The 18916-nt window shown below is 54.4% G+C and carries 15 protein-coding genes; 8 read left to right on the top strand and 7 right to left on the bottom strand.

Annotation, left to right across the window (positions count from 1 at the left end; all coding sequences use genetic code 11):
• Positions 1-172: 172 nt before the first annotated feature.
• Positions 173-1726, top strand: coding sequence for a POT-type proton-dependent oligopeptide transporter (locus SAMA_RS12600; protein ID WP_011760523.1), 1554 nt, complete (start codon positions 173-175; stop codon positions 1724-1726).
• An 89-nt stretch (positions 1727-1815) separates the two neighbouring features.
• Here the strand turns inward: SAMA_RS12600 and SAMA_RS12595 are convergent, their stop codons facing one another.
• On the bottom strand, positions 1816-2538 hold the full coding sequence (locus SAMA_RS12595) for a YebC/PmpR family DNA-binding transcriptional regulator (protein ID WP_011760522.1): 723 nt from the start codon (positions 2536-2538) through the stop codon (positions 1816-1818).
• A gap of 357 nt (positions 2539-2895) precedes the next feature.
• On the opposite strand from SAMA_RS12595, the gene SAMA_RS12590 reads away from it, so the two are divergent.
• The gene (locus tag SAMA_RS12590) at positions 2896-3135 is read left to right on the top strand and encodes a TIGR02922 family protein (RefSeq protein WP_041410409.1); all 240 of its coding nucleotides are present in this window, start codon (positions 2896-2898) and stop codon (positions 3133-3135) included.
• Between the two features lie 118 nt (positions 3136-3253).
• Here the strand turns inward: SAMA_RS12590 and SAMA_RS12585 are convergent, their stop codons facing one another.
• Positions 3254-3832, bottom strand: coding sequence for a TetR/AcrR family transcriptional regulator (locus SAMA_RS12585; protein ID WP_011760520.1), 579 nt, complete (start codon positions 3830-3832; stop codon positions 3254-3256).
• Positions 3833-3960: 128 nt separating this feature from the next.
• On the opposite strand from SAMA_RS12585, the gene SAMA_RS12580 reads away from it, so the two are divergent.
• Entirely contained in the window at positions 3961-5004 is a 1044-nt protein-coding gene (locus tag SAMA_RS12580; protein WP_011760519.1) for an alkene reductase, read from the top strand.
• 63 nt (positions 5005-5067) lie between these two features.
• Here SAMA_RS12580 and SAMA_RS12575 read toward each other — a convergent pair whose 3' ends face one another.
• On the bottom strand, positions 5068-7443 hold the full coding sequence (locus tag SAMA_RS12575; RefSeq protein WP_011760518.1) for a Lon protease family protein: 2376 nt from the start codon (positions 7441-7443) through the stop codon (positions 5068-5070).
• 383 nt (positions 7444-7826) lie between these two features.
• Between SAMA_RS12575 and SAMA_RS12570 the strand changes: the two genes are divergently transcribed.
• Both SAMA_RS12570 and SAMA_RS12565 read left to right on the top strand, forming a co-directional pair.
• Positions 7827-9986, top strand: coding sequence for a bifunctional diguanylate cyclase/phosphodiesterase (locus tag SAMA_RS12570; RefSeq protein WP_198134283.1), 2160 nt, complete (start codon positions 7827-7829; stop codon positions 9984-9986).
• Positions 9987-10043: 57 nt separating this feature from the next.
• On the top strand, positions 10044-11267 hold the full coding sequence (locus tag SAMA_RS12565) for a DEAD/DEAH box helicase (RefSeq protein WP_011760516.1): 1224 nt from the start codon (positions 10044-10046) through the stop codon (positions 11265-11267).
• Positions 11268-11371: 104 nt separating this feature from the next.
• On the opposite strand, the gene SAMA_RS12560 is transcribed toward SAMA_RS12565, so the two are convergent.
• Genes SAMA_RS12560 through SAMA_RS12550 form a run of 3 tightly spaced genes read right to left on the bottom strand, consistent with a single transcriptional unit; the run spans position 11372 to position 14337 of the window.
• Positions 11372-12427 carry a porin gene (locus SAMA_RS12560; RefSeq protein WP_011760515.1) on the bottom strand — a complete coding sequence of 352 codons (1056 nt, stop codon included), beginning with the start codon at positions 12425-12427 and terminating at the stop codon, positions 11372-11374.
• A gap of 13 nt (positions 12428-12440) precedes the next feature.
• Positions 12441-12809, bottom strand: a complete 369-nt coding sequence (locus tag SAMA_RS12555; protein WP_011760514.1) for a cytochrome c3 family protein — start codon at positions 12807-12809, stop codon at positions 12441-12443.
• Between the two features lie 10 nt (positions 12810-12819).
• On the bottom strand, positions 12820-14337 hold the full coding sequence (locus tag SAMA_RS12550) for a flavocytochrome c (RefSeq protein ID WP_011760513.1): 1518 nt from the start codon (positions 14335-14337) through the stop codon (positions 12820-12822).
• A gap of 200 nt (positions 14338-14537) precedes the next feature.
• On the opposite strand from SAMA_RS12550, the gene SAMA_RS12545 reads away from it, so the two are divergent.
• From SAMA_RS12545 to SAMA_RS12535, 3 genes are all read left to right on the top strand, one after another.
• Positions 14538-16337, top strand: a complete 1800-nt coding sequence (locus SAMA_RS12545) for a sensor histidine kinase (protein ID WP_232280488.1) — start codon at positions 14538-14540, stop codon at positions 16335-16337.
• Positions 16330-16935: a response regulator transcription factor gene (locus SAMA_RS12540; protein WP_011760511.1), complete on the top strand. Its 606-nt coding sequence runs from the start codon at positions 16330-16332 to the stop codon at positions 16933-16935. Before SAMA_RS12545 ends, SAMA_RS12540 begins: the two co-directional genes overlap by 8 nt.
• A 148-nt stretch (positions 16936-17083) precedes the next feature.
• Positions 17084-17332 carry a DUF3297 family protein gene (locus tag SAMA_RS12535; RefSeq protein WP_041410407.1) on the top strand — a complete coding sequence of 83 codons (249 nt, stop codon included), beginning with the start codon at positions 17084-17086 and terminating at the stop codon, positions 17330-17332.
• Positions 17333-17406: 74 nt separating this feature from the next.
• On the opposite strand, the gene SAMA_RS12530 is transcribed toward SAMA_RS12535, so the two are convergent.
• The gene (locus SAMA_RS12530; protein ID WP_198134282.1) at positions 17407-18912 is read right to left on the bottom strand and encodes a methyl-accepting chemotaxis protein; all 1506 of its coding nucleotides are present in this window, start codon (positions 18910-18912) and stop codon (positions 17407-17409) included.
• Between the last annotated feature and the right edge of the window lie 4 nt (positions 18913-18916).

Genomic DNA, 18916 nt, shown 5'->3' with positions numbered 1-18916 from the left:
GCAGGTGGATTTTTACTCGGGTTTTCCGTGGCGGCGCTGCAGCCCAATAAGGCTTGGTTTGTGCTTGAATAATAGGGTTTTCTTAAGCAACACACACCGACCGGCAGCCCAGTGCATTCCATCTTCAAACCCTGTAGGATTGGGCAATTGGTGACCAATTTTAAGGGAAGAGATGACAACTACAACAGGGCAATGGCCAAAACAAATCCCCTACATTATTGCCTCTGAAGCCTGTGAGCGGTTCAGCTTTTATGGCATGCGCAACATTCTCACGCCGTTTTTGATGACGGCACTGCTGCTGTCAGTGCCGGAACATCTCAGGGCCGGCGAAGCCAAGGATGTGTTTCACTCCTTTGTGATTGGTGTGTACTTCTTTCCACTGTTGGGGGGCTGGATTGGGGACAGGCTCTTTGGTAAGTACAACACCATCTTGTGGTTGTCGCTGCTTTACTGTGTTGGCCATGCTTTTCTGGCCATTTTTGAGGACAGTAAAACCGGCTTTTATACCGGCCTGTTTTTGATTGCGCTGGGCTCGGGTGGGATAAAACCCCTGGTGTCCTCTTTTATGGGCGACCAATTTGATCAGAGTAACAAGTCATTGGCCCAAAAAGCGTTTGACATGTTTTACTTCACTATCAATTTTGGCTCTTTCTTCGCCTCTTTGAGTATGCCCTTGCTGCTGAAACATTTCGGTGCTGCGGTTGCCTTTGGTATTCCCGGGGTGCTGATGTTTATCGCTACCGTCTTTTTCTGGGCGGGGCGTCACCGCTATGTGCATATGCCCCCAGAGCCCAAAAATCCCAACGGTTTTTTGCCTGTTATCAAAACGGCGTTACTCAGTCCGGGTGCAAATCGTTTTGGTCTGGCGCTGGCGCTGATGGGTACAGTGCTCGCCGTGATTGCCCTTGGATTTATGCCCTCCCTCGGGCTGGTGACCTCACTGTGTCTGGCGTTGGTACTGCTGATGGGGTTTGTAGGCAGCGGCGCCTCCATGCAGCTGGACAGAGCCAGGGCACGCCATGGTGATGAGGCTGTGGAGGGCGTCAGGGCGGTGATGCGGATATTGGTACTCTTTGCCCTGGTTACGCCTTTCTGGTCGCTGTTCGACCAAAAGGCATCCACCTGGATTTTGCAGGCCAATGAGATGACCAAACCGGAGTGGTTTGAACCGGCCATGATGCAGGCATTGAATCCACTCCTGGTAATGATCCTTATCCCCTTCAATAACTTTGTGCTGTACCCCACGCTGGAGCGATGGGGATTCAGGTTAACGGCTCTGGGCAAAATGGCGTCTGGCATCGCCTTTTCCGGCCTGTCCTGGGTGGTAATAGGCAGCATTCAATTGATGATGGATGGCGGCAGCGCCGTTTCGATTGTGTGGCAGGTTTTGCCCTATGCGTTGCTTACCTTTGGTGAGGTGTTGGTGTCGGCCACCGGGCTTGAGTTTGCCTACAGTCAGGCGCCAAAGACCATGAAGGGCACCATTATGAGTTTCTGGACCCTGTCGGTGACCGTGGGTAACCTCTGGGTGTTGCTTGCCAATGCCAGTGTGAAGGGGCAGGGCATGACTGATTGGATTGCCGGTACAGGATTGTCGGTGACGGCGTTTCAAATGTTCTTTTTTGCGGGCTTCGCTTTGGTGGCCGCAGCCGTGTTTGCCCTGTACGCCAGAAATTATCGAATGCAGGACCATTACCGTGAGGCAGCACAAGTCTCAGCGGTCTGAACCTCGGTAAATGGATGAGGAATATCGCCTAACGCGGCATAGAAAACAAAAAACGCAGCCAGATGGCTGCGTTTTTGATATTCGGCATTTTACTCGATGATATTGGCGTTGTGGTAAACGTTCTGCACGTCGTCACAATCTTCCAGGGCAGCGATAAACTTGTCGAATGTCGCTACATCTTCACCGCTGACATCGGTTTGTGTTTGAGGTACGAAGCTGATTTCTTCGACTTCAAAGTTGACGTCGGGCATGGCATCGGTAAGGGCATTTTTGGCCTTGAAGAATTCGGTGTGTGGTGCATAGACGCTTATCATGCCGTCTTCGCTTTCCACATCACTCACGTCCACATCGGCCGCCATCAGGATTTCGAGAATTTCTTCGTCGTTATCACCGGCAAATACAAACACGGCCTGGTGGTCAAACATATGGGCCACAGTGCCCGGACCGCCCAGCTTGGCATCGTTTTTCACAAAGGCCTGACGTACTTCGGTAAAGGTGCGCTTACCGTTGTCGGTCAAGCAGTCAACAATCACCATACAGTTACCCGGGCCAAAACCTTCATAGCGGGCAGTATCATAGTCTTCTCCACCGCCACCCTTGGCTTTGTCGATGGCACGCTCAATCACGTGAGCCGGTACCTGATCTTTCTTGGCGCGATCGATCAGACGACGCAGTGACAGGTTGCCATCGGGGTCAACGCCGCCACTCTTGGCGCACACGTAGATTTCTTTCCCGTAGCGTGAATAAATCCTGGTCTTCTGAGTGGCGGTTTTCGCCATGGATTCTTTGCGGTTTTGATATGCTCTGCCCATCTTGTTTTCTCGTTAACGCACAAAAAAATTTTTCGGATTCTATCAGCTTTGTTGACAGTTGTGCACCCGCTAAGCTAACGAGGTGGGTGATGCTAAACGTTTGTTGCATCACGAATGCGGAATTTGATGTAGCAGTCTGCTGTACAAGTATTGCGCTTGGTTAAAAATTGTAGTGATATGTTAACTTAGCTGGTGGCTAATTTGGCCGCCGTCCATCAAAGACGGGATGCTTTGATGCCATACTCGGCCCTATTGAGTGCGCTGGAAAGCGTGACTCAGGAATGAAGGAAGTAACTCTATATGCAAGGCGGTACATTAGAACAACAGCTTGCCGATACGGCAAACGACTTGCTTGACCTGGATGCCTCTAAGGGCGTCACTGTCACTGTGCTCTATTACGATGCACCTGCTGGCCTCATCATGCACAACGCGGTGCTGACGGGGTTGCCTGTCAGTGAAACGGGGCGAGTGATGATCCCTCAGTCTTTCAGAAACGGGAAATCCATCATCGTTGTATTGGAAGGGGAGTGCAAAATACTCAACTCCCTCGGTGAGCGGGTGTATGCCCAAAAAAGCCTTGGCCTCGACGTGGACTAAGGGTTTGCTTCCAACAAAAAATCCCGGTATGTCCGGGATTTTTTGTGTCTGTGATACAGCGGTTTGAAGGGGGGAGACAGTCAGCCCTTTTGTCTCTGCCAAATCGCGCGCACTATTCTCAGGCGCAGCTGTCCATCCGTAACTTTACCGCCAGTCGTTTAAGGGTTTGGGCAGAAGGGTGTGTTTGCGCCAACGTGCGCAGGCCGTAGATCCCCATCACCAGGTACTCAGCCCGCTCCATTGCCGTTTGGGTCGCAGGAATTTCACCACTGTCCATGGCGCGCTGAAATTGGGCCGCCAAACCTTGCTGGCAACTTCCCAGGCTCTTGCACAAGAGCGCACTTATCTCACTGTCTTGCTCTGCCAGTTCATTCAAGGACTTGGTCAGCAAACAGCCCTTGTCGGCGCCGCACTGGCATTCGGCCACCAGATTATTCAGATAGGCGTCAAGCCCTGCAACAACAGAACCTGACTCGGGGAAGAACGCCTGAAACTGTGCGGTACGATCGGCCTGATACTGACCAATAGCCGCCAACAACAAGCCTCGTTTATTTTCGAACGCACAGTAAATTGATCCCGGATGCAACCCGGTGGCGCGGGTTAAATCCTGCATGCTGGTTTTGCTGTAGCCCTTTTGCATAAAGGCTTGCATGGCTTGGCGGAGCACTTGCTCGCGATCAAATTCGGCGCTGCGCATTCTGGGTTCCTGTGGTTGGGATAGGAATAGGGTAACAGACTTTTTTGAATGTATGTTCAAAAAAGTTCTTGAATGTATGTTCAAGAATGATTATTTTGAATGCCTGTTCAAAATAGGAACCCCCATTCATGACTGACATACTCTTTACTCCAGTGGCGCTGAATGAGCGCATCGAGCTGAAAAACCGCATCCTGATGGCGCCTCTGACCCGTTGTATGGCAGACGATGCGCTGGTGCCTACCCAGGCTATGGTCGACTACTATGCCCGCCGGGCAGATGCAGGGCTGATTATCAGTGAGGCCACCATTATTCGCCCCGATGGTCAGGGTTATCCCAACACCCCGGGTATTTTCACCCAGGCGCAAATTGCCGGATGGCGTAAGGTCACCGATGCCGTACATGAAAATGGCGGCAAAATTTTTGCCCAACTGTGGCACACAGGCCGGGTGGCACATCCTCACTTTTGGGGTGGCACAGAAGTGATTGCGCCGTCGGCGGTGGGGGTAGAGGGTACAGTGCCCAGAATGCGTGAGCTCACCTATTTGGTTCCCCGTGAAGCCACAGCGCTGGAAATTGCCCAGTTGGTGGAGGACTATGCCAAGGCGGCTGAAAATGCCATCGAAGCCGGGTTCGACGGCGTCGAAATCCACGGTGCCAACGGTTATATGATTGACGAATTCCTGCATTACGACAGCAATCGCCGCGAAGATGAGTTTGGTGGCAGCCCCGAAAACATGGTGTGCTTCCCGCTGCAGGTTGTGGATGCCGTTACTTCACGCATCGGTGCTGCGCGCACGGCACTGCGTATTTCACCGGCGGCTTACTTCAATATCGAGCCGGATCCCCGCGACCGGGCGGTGTTTGATCTTTTGCTGTCTGAATTGGATACCCGTGAACTTGCCTATTTGCACGGCGGTATATTCGACGACAGCGTTCATTATGACTACCTCGACGGCCGGGTCAGTGAGTACCTGCGTCGCCACAGCCGTCATACCCTGGTGGGAGTGGGTAGCTACGATGCCGAAACAGCCGCTGCTGCCATTGCCACCAATAAGTTCGACGTGATTGCGATTGGCAGACCTTTTATTGCCAATCACGATTATGTTGCACGGGTACGTGAAGGCGCAGAGCTCAAGCCCTACAGTGATGAGCTGCTGCCAGTGCTTTACTGATCCGCTTGGTGATACCAATAAAAAAGCCCCGCAGCAGCGGGGCTTTTTTCTGTCAGGGGCGCATCAATCGTTGTCGAGTTTATGTTTGCCCAGCACAGTGAGCCGCGACACAGCCCGTCCGAGCAGGGTATCGAAGCTGGCATCATCCACGTTACCCACTTCAAGCCCGGTCAGCAGCGCCATGGCTTCGGTCACATGGTCCACGGCATAGATGTGAAACTCACCGCGACCCGCCGCATCGACTATATCGCTTCTCAGCATCAGGTTTTTCACGTTACTCGATGGAATTATCACGCCCTGGGTGCCGGTACGGCCCTTGATGCCACAAACATCATAAAAGCCTTCTATTTTCTCGTTCACACCGCCGATGGGTTGGGACTCACCAAACTGGTTCATGGAACCTGTGATGGCCAGATCCTGACGGATTGGCACACCGCTGATGGCCGATACGATGGCGCAGCATTCCGCCATGGACGCGCTGTCGCCATCCACACCGCTGTAGGATTGCTCAAATGTCAGGAAGGTGGTGAGTGGAATAGGCCTTTGCTTACCCAGCAGAGACGACAGATAGGCGGTGAGGATCCATACGCCCTTGCTGTGGATACGGCCGCCAAGTCGCACCTTGTGCTCAATATCCAGCACTTCCCCTTTCCCGTAGGCGGTAGTGGCGGTGATACGGTTTGGTGCGCCGAACTCATGATCCGTTGTGGAAATCACCGACAGGGCATTCACCTGGCCGGTAACGGCGCCCTCAGCACTGAAGAGCGTCTGGCCGCTGTGAAACTGCTGCATCACCATGTCTTTCAGACGGCACACCCGGAGTTCCTGATTTCTCAGTGCCATCTCCACATGCTCGCGACCTATCTCGCTGGCGCCGACATTGTTGGCGCAGTAGTTGGTTTCCCTCAGCAGGTTGGCGATGTTGGCCGAATGCAGTGAAAGGCGGGTCTGGTCATCTGCCTGGCGGCTGGAATACTCGATAATTCGGGCCAGTGCCGAGCGATTGCAGTGCAGCATGTTGTTATCGTGCACTATGGATGAGATAAAGCGTGCATAGAGGGCTTCGGACTCATCATGCCTTGGCATCACGTCCTCAAAGTCGGCCGTTACCCTGAACAGCTCATTGAAGTCAGGGTCGTATTGCTGAAGCAGTTGATAGGTCTGGTAGTCGCCAAAAAGAATGATCTTCACATCCAGCGGAATGGGTTCGGGCGCCAGCGATATGGTGCCCGACAGGGTGACTTCCCGCTCCAGGCTGTTCAAATCCAGACTGCGGGAACGCAGCGCTTTTTTCAGGCCATCCCATACGTAAGGTCGTTCCAGCACTTTGATGGCATCCATCAGCAGTACGCCGCCGTTTGCCTTGTGCAGTGAGCCGGGACGGATCAGCGAAAAGTCGGTAAATACAGTACCCTTGAAAGTGGCATTTTCGATGTAACCAAACAGGCTGTGGTAGTTGGGGCTTTCTTCCACCACCACAGGAAACTTATGTTCGTCCTGGCACACCAACACATTGATTTGGTAGCGGCGGGGCATTTTCTTATCCAGCGCCGCGTAAGCCAGCCCCAGCTGCTCTTCACTTTCTTCCAGAAAGATATCCAGATTGTCGAGGATATCTCTTTGCATCTCACCCAAAAAGGCTTTGATATCATCCAGTTCGCGATACTTGGCCTTCAGGGGTTTAAAGAAGTGAGCCAGCACTTCCTTGGCGACCTGCTCGTCGTGCTCCTGCTGTTTTTGCGAGAACTCTTCTTCCCACTCGGTGAGCTGACGTATGATGCCCCTGAGGCGCTTTTCCAGACCTTTTATACTGTTTTCAAAGACTTCACGTTCTTCGTCCGTCAGGGCGCTGTAGCTTTCTTCGGTGTGGGGCTCTTCACCGTTCATGGCCATCAGTTGGTAATCGCCCTGTACCGACAGCGACAGGCTGATGCTCTTGTTTTTCGCCTCTTCGGTGAGTGCCGTCAGCGCCGCTTCCTGCTGCCGCGACAGCTCTGTTTTCAGCTTGTCGGCGCGGGAATAATACATCTCGTTGTCGAAGGCGAGCGGCAATGCCTTTACCAGCCGAAGTGACAGCTTCTCGATGTCTTTTTTAAAGCCGTTGCCCTTACCGGCAGGCAGACGCAATACCCGGGGCACCCGGTTGTCATCGAAGTTGGCTACGTAACACCAGTCAAAGCGCTGATTGGCATCAAAATGATGACGTTTAAGGTACCTCAGCATCATGGTGCGCTTGCCCAGACCGTTTTGGCCGATGGCGTAGATGTTGTAGCCCTTCTCATGGATAGACATGGCGAACTCGACCGCACTCTGGGCACGCTCTTGGCCAATAATGTCATCCAGTGGCGGCAAGGTGGCCGTGGAAAAGCAGTCCGGTGCCAGTCCCGCCAGGGTCGATACCCGGTACAGCTTGTCGGTGGCAAGAGTTGTGATGGCCATAGGGTCCCTTTGAGTACCAATTTAATATTTCTATAACCGACAATAAGATAGCCGGGAGACTAAGGCAAACCCCCGCAAAACGACTGTCTAAATTTCAGGCAGGCATGTTGGGGCTTTTTGTGTGGCCGACAGCCCGGTTCGTTAGCAAGTCATTGGCAGGCGTAAGTTTCCATTTTCGGTCACCAAACTTGCAGCTACACTAATTAGGTAGCTATTTGGAAGTGGAGCGGGTATTGAACAGTCGGGCACATGGCAATCATCAGACAGCCATAAAAAGCGTATCTCCCATGCTTGAATGGTTTGTTGATCACACCCGATTGGGGGCTGGGCTTTGGACCAGCCGAGATGAATGCCTTTGGCAACAGAACGCCGATGGCGACCCCATGACCACTTTGACAGTCAGCGGTATCGGGGGCGAGCTGAAGCTCTGTTTACATGGAGATGTACTCACTGACGGCCATCAACTGCTGGCAAAAGCATTGCTGGAAGGTGTGGCTGCCGCACTTGGCGGCGGAGAGTCCGGTCTGCTGCAAAGCTTTATGGATGCCTTTGACGAACACATCTGGATAAAGGATGCTGAGGGGCGTTACCGATTTATTAACCAGAGTACCTTGGTGTCGTGGGATTTAAGCCCGGCGCAGATATTGTCACGTAAAGATGCTGAGGTCTTTCCCGATCGTGTTTCCGAGTACACAGACACAGATCTCAAGGCGGTCAAAGAAGGCCATCCCATTGTCGTCGCCGAATGTATTGACCGTTCGTTGGATAAGGGCAATATCTGGCTCGAAACCATCAAAGCGCCCATGTACGACATGGATGGCAGGCTACTAGGGGTGATAGGTACGACCCGGGACATTGCCAGGTACAAAGCTGCCGAAGAGCAATTGTTTCTGACCTCCAAGGTGTTTGAAAATGCCATTGAGGGGGTGATGATCACCGATTCCAATGGGATTATCACCGAGATAAATGGCGCCTTTGAAACCATCACGGGTTACAGCCGTGATGAAGTGATTGGCAAAACTCCCAAACTGCTTAATTCTGGACGCCATGAGCGGGACTTTTTTGAAAATCTCTGGCGGGCATTGAAAACCCAGGGGCACTGGCACGGTGAGATTTGGAATCGCCGCAAAAATGGCACCCTGTTTGCCGAGCAAACCAGCATCAGCGCCGTGTACGGTGAAGATGGGCAAGTCCGCTGCTTTGTGGCGGTGTTTTCCGATATCTCCCTGCTTAAACAAACCGAGGCCGAAGTTGCTCAGCTTGCCTGGCACGACCCGCTCACCCGCTTGCCCAATCGCTCCAAACTCACCACCATCAGCCAGCAGCAAATCAAGCTCGCCGCCAACCGAAAAACCCGATTGGCGCTGCTGCTTATCGACGTGGACCTCTTCAAACACATTAATGACAGTTTTGGGCACCTCGCAGGCGACAAAGTGTTGCTGTCGTTATCCGAGCGTCTCGCCGCACTGCTTGGCGCCGAAGATACTCTGGCCCGAATTGGAGGCGATGAGTTTGTATTGCTGACACAGGTGAGACGCCGGGACGACATTCCTGTGATCCTGTCTGCCATTCAAAGAGCGTTTGATACCAGCTTCGATACCAGTGAGGGCGAGTCGGTTCGCCTCAGTGCCAGTATCGGTATTGCTGTGTATCCCGACGATGGCGATAACCCGGACACCTTGCTGAAAAACGCCGATGCCGCCATGTATCGGGCCAAGCAGCAAGGCCGTAATCGCCATGCGTTTTATACAGAGCAAATGACGCAAAGTTCCATGCAGCAATTGCGGCTGCAAACTGCCCTCAGAGGCGCGGTGAAAAACAGCGCACTATCGTTGGTTTACCAACCCAAAATCAATTTGCGTACCCGTAAACTCATTGGCGTAGAGGCCCTGTGTCGGTGGACAGATCATGAGCTCGGGGTTGTGTCTCCGGCAGAATTTATTCCGGTTGCCGAGTCCATTGGCTTGATGCCGGAGATAGGCCTGTGGGTATTGAAAGAGGCCTGTCGCCAGGCGCGAATTTGGCGTGACCAGGGGCTTAACCCCGGTCGCATGGCGGTAAATGTGTCGGGTTCTCAGCTTACCGGCGATAACTTTGCCGACAGTGTCGCCAGAGTGCTCACACAAACAGGGCTCTCCCCGGACGCCCTTGAGCTGGAAATCACCGAGTCCGTTGTGCTGGATAATCCCGCCAGTGCCATCGACACCATGGACAAACTTCGTGGTATGGGGGTCAGTCTGGCGCTGGATGATTTCGGCACCGGGTATTCCTCGCTGAGTTATTTGCGCAAGCTGCCCCTTAACAAGCTCAAAATAGATCAGTCATTCGTCAGGGAACTCCCCACCGATCAGGACAGCGGCGCCATCGCCATGGCCATTATCGCCATGGGAGAGGCGCTGAAACTGGGCGTAATCGCCGAAGGGGTTGAAAACGAAACGCAGGCTGAGTTTTTGCTGCGTTTGGGCTGCACCGAGGCCCAGGGGTATCTGTTTGCCAGGCCATTATTGGCATCAGAGCTGAAGCAGCTGCTGCAAGGCGGGTGATCCTGCGATTAAGCCTTGCTACTATAGCGCCCTTTAGTTTGTGCTCCGGAGTTTCCCGTGTCTTTTGCTGCTTTTACTCTGCCGTCTCCCTTGGCTAACAATCTCGCTAAACTGGGCTTTGTCGAGCCCACCGAGGTACAGGCCGGTGCCATCCCCATGATGTTGGCCGGGGATGACCTGATGGTGAAAGCGGCTACCGGGACGGGTAAAACCGCCGCTTTTTTGCTGCCGATACTTGCCCGGCTGCTTGCTGACGAGGTGGCAAGCCGCAACCTGCCTGCGCCCAGAGCCCTGGTACTGGTGCCCACCAGGGAGCTGTGCCAACAGGTTTATGATGCCGCCAAAGCGCTGGCGAAAGGCAGCGCCGTGCGTATTGCCCAGGTTTATGGTGGTGTGCCCCTGGAAAGCCAGCTCAATGCCATCAAGGGCGGCGTGGACTTGATGGTTGCAACGCCGGGGCGTTTGCTCGACCACCTGAAAAAACGCACCCTCAGAATCGATACCGTCAGTCAGTTGGTGTTTGACGAGGCCGACCGTATGCTCGATATGGGCTTTGAGGATGAGATCCGCGCGCTGGTGAAAAAGCTCGCCAAAACCCGGCAAACTGCGCTGTTCTCAGCCACCTTGGGGGACAATGTCTGGCAGTTGGCCAAGAGCCTGATGGATTCGCCCAAGCTGCTGGAAATCGCCGCGGCGAAAGATGCCAAGCCACTGATTGAAGAGCAGGTTTATCAGCTCGACAGCGAGCGCAAGTTCGAATTTATCTGCCACTTGCTGGGTAAAAACAGCTGGTCTCAGGTGCTTATTTTCAGCCGTACCAAAGAAGGGGCCGATAAGCTTACGGCCAAACTGGTAGAGGCTGGTCACAGCGCCGTTGCCATGCACGCCGACCTGAGCCAGCGTCAGCGGGAGCAAAACCTTGCCGACTTCAAGGCGGCCGATGCGCGGGTATTGGTGGCAACTGACGTGGCCGCTCGGGGGTTGGATATACAGGCGCTGCCCTGCATCATCAATGTCGAACTGCCCTTTAAAAAAGAAGATTACGTACATCGCATCGGGCGCACTGGCCGGGCTGGCAGCGCCGGGCTTGCCATCAGTTTGCTGGATGTTGCCGACGAGCCTTTGCTGGTGGCGCTTGAGCACTACCTCGACCGGCGCTTGCCTCAGCAGTGGTATCCGGGCTTTGAACCGGATTTGTCCATCCGTCATGAGCGTCCCCACAGCCTCAGTAAAGCGGCACAAAAACAAAAAGCCCGGAAGCGGGCTTTGGCGAAGCGCTGAGTCGCCCATTACAGCGGCGACCTCAGCAGATAATCAGCCAGATCGTCAGATCCGGCCGCGAAGATACTCAGCCACCGGACCTGAGCCTGGATAGCACAGCAGGCTTAAAAGTCGTATCTAATGCCTATGCTGGTTATGGTGTCATCAAACTCAGCATATTGTTTGGTGTCGAACTGTCCCACCTCCAGATGTACCCGGGTCGACTTGGAGAAAAAGTACTCCGCGCCAACGCCCCACTGGCTGACATGTGGAACCTGAGTCGCGGCCTCACCCAGCGCCGAATAGACGCGGTTGGCGATAAGGCCGGTGCCGGACTCGTCTTTGCCATACTGGGCTTTAAACAGCCACTTATCCCACTTGTAAGAGCCACTGACAATAAAACCCAGGCCATCTCTGTCCTGCCAGTAAGGTTTGGCCGGGTTGGCCAGTTCTGATTGTTGAATCAGGGTGCCAAGCTTCAGGTTTTCAAGCCCAAGGGATGCCAGTTTCCAGTGACCCACAGCGCGCCAGGCCTTGATGTCTTCAACACCATCTGAGTAGGCCGCAGCAAAATACAGGTCGCTGTTTTTTAACTTCTTATCACCATAGGTCAGCGCCAGTTGGTAGTTGCCATTCTCCTTGCGCTTGTCGCTGTCCTGATAATAGTTATCCTCCAGCAGCAGGCTGGCGCCCAGTTGCCAGCCGTGCCACACAGGGGTCTTGTATTCGAAAGAATCGCCCCAGCGTTTGTCACCGGCCATCAGGCGGTCGTGTTTCATGCTGTAGTTGTCAAACACATCCACAAAACCCTTGGTCATTTTGAATACCGGCTCCATGCGCCCCGCGGCCAGGGAGCCCCAATTGGCATGACGAATACCGATAAAGGTAGGGCGGGCGGTAAAGGGTTTGCTGTTGCCGGATTCGCTGGCAGAGTCGACACCCATTTCAACCTGATAGAAGAGGGTCAGGCCCTCAGTAAGGGCTTCAGTTCCACGAACGCCCAAACGGGTAAAGTTGTTCTCAAGCACTGTACCATCAAGCCCCTTGTGGGTTGCGGCGCCCGTGTCTGAATGGGTGACCGAATAATCTATCCGGCCATAAAAGTCTGGTGTGGCCTGCGCGTGCAGGCTGACTCCTGCCAACAGTGAAGCGCTTAACAGGGAGAGGCGAAAAACACTCATAGGTTACTCCGGATTATTTTGAAAAGTTTGGAAAGGCAAACTGGTGGCAATCGTTACAGAGCACCTTGGCTGGCTGATGCTCGCTGTGGCACACGGTGCAGGGCACGTCCGCGCCCCAGTGCGGAGCATCGTGGGGGTTGGGTGCCTGGTCCCGGGTGGATGCGGCCATCTCATCGTAGCTGCCATGGCAGTCAATACAGGCCGCTTCAGTGGCAGGCCCTTTGGGGCTGCCCAGGTGGCAGGTTTTGCAGTCTTTTTCATCGTACATAACGCTGTGGTTGCTGCGACCTTCACGCTTGCCCATTACCTTGTAGAGCTCCCCTGCGTGTAAGGGGGATGCGACAAAACTCAGTGCCAGCAGGGATAAAATCAGGGTTTTCATGTGTGTCTCCTCAGGCCTTGGCCACCTGTTCACCGGCAATCACCCCAAATGCGAACGCATCGGGGCAGGAGCAGGCAGTTAATCGAATTCGGCCGAACAGCCCGCCCGTGGCTTCGCCGCAGGCATAAAGGCCTTTGATGGGTTGGGCTGTGTCCCTGTTGATGACCTGGGCATTTTCATTGATTAATACGCCGCCCTGGGTGTAGTTGAATTTCGGACGGGCCTTGATGGCATAGAAAGGCGCTCGTTTGACACTCACTTGTTTCAACGCGGCCATGTCTTTACCGAACTGGCTGTCTTTGCCTGACAGGGCATCCTCGTTATAGCGCTTGAGTGTGGCCGCAAGCCCGGTAAGATCGATGCCTTCCCCGTTGGCCAGGGCCTCGATGGAGTCGTACTTCACCATCATGCCTTCCTCCAAAGCGAGGTGCAGGCGCTGTTTGTCGTGGAAGTTGTCGATGCCATCCTGATCGTAAATATTCAGCGGGAAGCGACCCTCGTTGCGGTCCATGATGTTGCAGATGGCTTCTGCCACGACCTGGCGGTTGTTCTTTTCGCTGATAAAGCGCTGACCCGTTTTGGGGTCGACCAAGGCACCCCACTGCAAATCTTCGGTAGGGATATCAAAGGCAAAGCGCATCAAAGACAGATGGACTGTCTGTGCACCGGCTGCAACCAGAGACTTGAGTGCACCGGCGGTTGCGCCCCTGTGAGTGGTGGTTGGGATGTAATCGCGAATATTGGGAAACTCCATGGCACGGAACTCCACATCGCGGCTGTAGCCGCCCACGGCCATGACCACACCCTTGGTCACCCGATAATGTTTGATGGTGCCAGTGGTGTTTTCCCGGTCGTCATTCCCCAGATTTGGGTCAAAAAAGTACTGTTCGCGTACCTGAATCCCCATGACCTCGCCCCGGGCATTCAGATGCAGCTTGTCAAACTTGACTCTGCGGCGGATGTCGCCCTGTAAGTCCTGGGTATAGAAGCGACGCAGCGGGCGCAGTATGCCTTTGCCACCGCCATTGACAGGATAAAGTGTCCGTGGCACCGAATGACCGCCGAGGCTCTTTAACTTGTCATGGAAACGGCAACCCCGCTCGATTGCCCAGGGCAATACCCGGGTGGTGGTATCGGCCATTTTCAGGGTCAGCGCTCTGTGGTTCTGATAGCCGCCCGCCCTGGAGATGTCCTCGGCGAAAAGTGCGGCAGAATCTTCAATCCCCTGTGCCTGTTGCAGGTGACTGTTGACCACGGAGAAGTTCAGACCTGAGATGGCAGACGTTCCGCCCAGTACCGGCATTTTTTCAATAATAATGGTGTTTTTGGCGCCATTTTCCTTTGCCCGGATGGCGGCGCAGGTGCCCGCCAAACCGCTGCCTACCACGACAACGTCAAAGGTTTCATCCCACTGAATGGCGTTATCTTCGCTGGACTTGGCCAGCACGGCGGGGGCCAGCCCAACGGCTGACAGTGCCAGACCTCCCTTGAGGAAGGCGCGGCGGCTTTGTTTGATTTTCTCGTTCATAGTGGCCTCACTTCATGATGACAGGGCCATGGAATCAAAAAGCGGGCAGCGGCTATATAGTGGTTTTCCGAAGCGCATATCAGGCTGTGAAGCGGATCAACTCCCGGGAAGTTAAAGATGCGGGATGCTCGGTTAGGGCCGATAATCCCGGTGTAATCTAATCGGGGAATATGATGAGTAAGGCATGGCGGCTTTTATTAATGTTGGCGTTGCTGCCAGTGGCGATGGCCTTTGCAGGGGGGGCAGCTGACGAACACGTTCAGGGCAAACAGGAGGTGCGTATTGGCATTCTGACCTTCGCCGAGCGCTCGGACACCCTGAATACCTGGCAGGCCACCGCAGATTATCTTGCCCGGCAGACAGGACATGCCATCCGCATCGAACCGCTGACACCATCGGAGCTTGATAGGCAGGTCAAGGCCCGGGCGCTGGACTTTATTATCTCCAACCAGTTTGTGGCTGTGGGGTACAAAAAAGACTGGGGCGCCAGTCAATTACTGACCCTTATTCCCGCTGACGGCCGGGATCCCGCCCGAGCCATGGGCTCGGCGCTGGTGGTGCGCGCAGGTGTTTCGGTTACCCGTTGGCAGCAGCTTACCGATCTCAAGATTGTGTCCACTGATCCCCGGGCCTTTGGTGGCTTTCTGATTTTTGCCGGTGAGATGGTGAGGCGCGGATTGGACCCCGTCAGGGATTTACCTGGACTCAGCTTTGCAGGGTTTCCTCAGACCAAGCTGTTGCAAAAGCTCTGGCTGAACGAGGCTGATATGGCCATTTTGCCCGCCTGCGTATTGGAGCAGGCCATTGCCCGGGGCGAGTACCCGCAGGGGGCATTTGATATTGCTTTGGCCAAAGCAACGTCCGGATTTGCCTGTGGTGTCTCGAGTGAACTCTATCCCTATACCACATTATCCAAGCTTGGCCACACCCAAAGTGCCCTGGCAACCGAGGTGGCCAGGGCGTTGCTGTCGATGGAGGCCAATACAGCGGCGGCCATCAGTGGCGGCTATCGCGGCTGGTCTGTGCCGGTTAACGATAATCGGGTGTTTGCGCTCAAACACACATTGAGAGAATGGCCGTTTCAAACCAACTGGCAGCGCGTCGCCTCTGCCGCCATGCCCTGGTTTGGGGCCATAGTTCTGTGCTTGCTCCTTGGGTATCTGCATCACCTGCGGATAAAGCGGCTGGTGGTGAAACGTACCCGGGCACTGGAAACGGAGATTGAGCAGCATCGCGAGACCCAGCGGGCCTTTAACGAGCAGCAGCGTCAGTTTTATCGCGCTCAGCGGGTGCTGCTCACCGGAGAGATGGCGTCGGGGATCTCCCATGAGCTGAAGCAACCGCTGGCGGGGATCCGTTATCTGGCCCAGGGCTGCCTGTATCGGCTTAAAGATAATGAACCCGAGATAGCATCGGCCCTTGGCGGGGTACTGACACAGGTCGATAGGGCTCAGGAAACCATCAGCCGCCTGCGAAGTTTCTGTCAGCAGCCCAGTCGCAGTGTGCCCTATCGGGTGGATACCCTGATTGAAGAGACCCTGGCACTGATCTCCCCGGAGCTTAAACGGTTGAAACTTGAACCCTCATTGGCGCTGACTGAGGTCGAGGCCAGGCTGGACCCCGGGCTTATGACTCAGGTGTTGGTGAATGTATTGCTCAATGCGCTGGATGCCATGGCCGGACAGCCCACGCCGTGGCTTGGTATTGCTCTTGAGGCCAAAGACTCAGATTACCTTATCCGGGTCTCTGACAATGGCTGTGGGTTAACTGAGGCGCAGCTTTCCAGGCTGTTTTTCCCATTTGAGTCGGCCAAGGCCGATGGATTGGGTTTGGGCATGGTTATTTGCAAACGTATCGTCGAAGAGCATGGGGGCAAAATTTCGGCCCAGAATCGTTTTCATCACTCCGCAATCGAGGGCCAAATCTATGCCCCCATTCACAGCAGCCCCTGTGGGCTGGAAATATGCATAGAGATGCCCCGGGGAGCCGCTCATGATTGATGTGTATCTGGTGGATGACGACCCCGATGTATTGGCGTCACTGAAATGGATGCTCGAAGGCCTTGGCATCAAAGCGCGGGCCTTTGCATCGGCAGAGGACTTTCTGTCCACTGTCGACTTGGCCCGTCCCGCTGTTGCCGTACTGGACGTGCAGATGCCCGATATGGACGGGATGAGCCTGCTGGAGGTGCTGTCCTCCCGGCCAAGTCCGCTGGTGCCGTTAATGCTCACCGGCCATGGCAATATCTCCATGGCCGTGAAAGCAATACAACAGGGCGCCATGGATTTTATCGAAAAGCCGGTGGATGGTGACAAACTGCTGGCGTTGCTGCGCCAGGCCGCCAGGGTTGCCACAGAGCGTGCAGTCAGCCTGCAGCAGTCGGCCGACATCCAGCAGCGGCTCGATAGCCTGTCCCCAAGAGAAACCGACGTGATGCACAGGGTGCTTGAGGGCAAACTCAATAAAACCATTGCCGCAGAATTATTTATCACCCAAAGAACGGTTGAGATCCACCGCCGCAACCTGCTGGAAAAAATGGCCGCAAGCAATGTGGCCGAGCTGGCTTTTGTATTGTCAAAGCTGCATCAGCAGCGTTAGACCCAGGCTTTGAAGCCGCATGCAGGCAAAGACGCCTAAGCTCGCAGTTTGCCAACTCAAGTCCGGCAGCAGTAACCAGCAGCCCCTATTGAGCCCGGCTACGGGATTGCCTACAATGGCGCAGGTTTATTTACCCAAGACGATGATTATGACCGATACCAAAGTACCGCCGGCACTGCCAGACAGACTCTCAATCGATCCACGCAGCCCACACCATGTGGCAGAAGTGTTTGAACATGACGTGGGTATTCGCATCAACGGCAAAGAGCGTAATGACGTTGAAGAATACTGCATCAGCGAAGGCTGGATTAAGGTCGCCTCCCGCAAGGCCCTCGACCGCCGTGGTCAGCCACTGCTGATGACCATCAAGGGCGAAGTGGAAGCTTTCTATAAGTAACGGCCAAACTGCCCGGTATTCCGGACAAAGGTTGGTTTAAAAAAAGACAGGGAACCCTGTCTTTTTTATATCAGTTATAAGCCGGTATGAAAACGCTTCATATCGGAGTGAATAAGGCCCGCGAGCCCGGTTGCTTCTGCAACTTCATCCACAACCCTATCAAGCTCATGATTGTTGTCATCACTGAGCTGCCTGATGCTCAATGCGTTCTGACTTATTTCCCCGATTGCTTGCATTTGTTCTGTAGTTGAGCTCGCGATTTGACTGCTGATTTCTACAATCTGCTGCAGGGATTGACGTACCTGGCCAAGTCTTTCATCGGTTTGTTGGGTAAAGGCAACGCACTGGGTCACGCTCGTTTGACTGGTTGACATGGCGTTAACGGCATCATCGCTGCGGGCTTGCAGACGTTGGATCATGTTGTGAATTTCTTCGGTTGACTGCTGTGTTTTGGATGCGAGGCTTCGCACTTCGTCGGCCACTACCGCAAAGCCACGTCCCTGCTCTCCGGCCCGGGCGGCCTCGATGGCGGCGTTAAGCGCCAACAGATTGGTTTGTTCCGCAATACTTTTTATCACATCCAGCACTTTGCCAATGCTTTTGCTGTCTTCGGCCAGGCGACCGCTGGCGTCGGCGGCGCGTTCAATGGCATTTGCCAGCGTAAGGACTTCATCAAGGGTTTTGCGGCTTAACGCAGAGCCATCCCGGGATTTTGCGTCTGCATCGCTGACGGCTGCCGAAGCATCGTTGGCGTTGTCTGAAATCAGTCTCACTGCATCGCTGACATTGCCCACAGCGTGGGCGATGACATCGATTTGGTTGTGCTGCAGTTTCATGCGGTTATTCACCCCAGACATGGAATCGTGCAACCTGTTACTGAGCTGAGTCAGCTTATCTCCCGTAGATGCCATTCTGCCGACCATGCCCTGTAGATGATCCAGAAAACCGTTGAATGCAAGGCTTTGGGGGTTATTGCTGGCGTTGGTTCTGTGGGTGAGGTCGATTTGCTCACCGGTGAGATGATGCGCAACCGCCTGGATGTCAAAAGAAACCTCTGCCTGACGGTGCAAATTTTTGGCCATAACCACCAACACCAGTGTTTCAACGACCACATAACCGGCGTGGATGAAGATGATCCCCCAGGAGCGTTCTGCACTGTCGAGCATAAAGACACTGCCACCTGTGGTTTGCCACCAGAAGAGTCCCACGTGCAGTACCGCCGCAAGCAACGCAGAAGCGAGGATGGGCAGCCAGTCCCGGCAGTAGAGCAGCATCGCGAGACAGGCAAAATACCCAAAATGCATCTCTATCATGCCGCGGGACAGGTGCACATGCAGGGTGACCATCACCATAAATGCCAGCCCCATGGTCACCCGGGTAATACGCTCTCCCGGGCTCAGGGCCCGGATTGCGCCCGCCGCTATTGTGGTCAGTAAGCCGACTATGATGGCCACCGTCCAGTTACCGAAAACCCCCGCCAAACCGAGGGCGTAGAGGAACATCATTACCAGCACCGAAAACATGATAGTGTCTGATTTAATGTAATGATCCCGCATCATCTCAGAGCTTAGGTTATTCATTTTT

The organism is Shewanella amazonensis SB2B (assembly GCF_000015245.1).
Classification (GTDB): Bacteria; Pseudomonadota; Gammaproteobacteria; order Enterobacterales; family Shewanellaceae; genus Shewanella; species Shewanella amazonensis.
The sequence above is the reverse complement of the archived record's forward strand: the minus strand, read 5'-3'. Positions and strand labels throughout refer to the sequence as shown.